Annotated in this window: 1 protein-coding gene; it reads left to right on the top strand. The window is 39.6% G+C overall.

Going from position 1 to position 955, the window contains the following annotated elements:
* Positions 1-69 precede the first annotated feature (69 nt).
* Positions 70-462, top strand: coding sequence for a hypothetical protein (locus tag ACP45E_RS10375; protein ID WP_017038688.1), 393 nt, complete (start codon positions 70-72; stop codon positions 460-462).
* Positions 463-955: the final 493 nt, after the last annotated feature.

The following is a 955-nucleotide window of genomic DNA, read 5'->3' as shown; positions in this document are numbered from 1 at the left end:
TGAACCTCTCTTCCGATCTCACATGTTTGCGGCAGCTTAGTGCAGCGTTATGTGTAAAAGAGGATTATTATGTACTACCTTCCCAAGTTGTTGGCTGAGAAGCTTTCTTACTTCAGCAAGTTTTCAATATTAGGTATCTGGGCTATCTCATTTGCTTCGATGATCTTATTTGCACTTATAGCATCTGCGATAGCTTCATTGAACGAGCTATTGGTCGCTCCAGCGTTTAGCATTTACTTGTTATTTGTCTTGGGAATCGTTTCGGCTAAGTTTTTTGCAAGAAAGAAAGTTATCCTAACCGATCCTGTCGCAGTAAGAATAGCTGCATCAGATGCAGGAGACTCGGCAGCTAAAGTCGGAAAAACTCTTTCAGAAATAGTTTTCTTGCTGTGCTTTTACTTTTTTCTATTTGGGTGCATATTTTTTGCGTTATCACCTTTATTATTTTGGGCACACACATAACAAAACGCTCAAACCGACACTCAACGCTCGGCATTTTTGCTACGCAAAAGTGTATGCCAAGGTTTCGTGCGGCTTAGCTCAGCGTTAGCTGTTTGATTCTGCTTTTGCGCATGAGGCTATTTTCTTGTTGCTTAAAATTCGTGTTGCACATCGAAAAGTTGGAGCGAGAGTTTCAAGTGTACTAGGAAAGTAACCTATCATATCGAAAGTCAAATTTTGCATAGAAAGTTGAAGTAATTAAAGGGCTTCATAAGGTTAAACATGAAATATGTAATTGTATTCCTATTCGCCTATTTCGGGTCCAGGTTGATTTTTAGCTTATTCAATTTTAGCTACAACATCATTTCAGATCCTTTTGACCTGACGAGTTTTCTAATAGACATCGGTGTGTTTGTAATGCTTTGGATACTTGCAGAGTTGGGCTTTAAGAAGTTTGCTGGAAGACGTCAGGTAACAAACAGCTAACAAGGCGTTTAAGGCAGATTCGCAACGC

Origin of the sequence: Vibrio genomosp. F10 str. 9ZD137, from assembly GCF_049974785.1 — a bacterium.
Lineage (GTDB): Bacteria > Pseudomonadota > Gammaproteobacteria > Enterobacterales > Vibrionaceae > Vibrio.
Note: the sequence above shows the minus strand (reverse complement) of the source record. Positions and strands in the feature narration are given on the sequence as shown.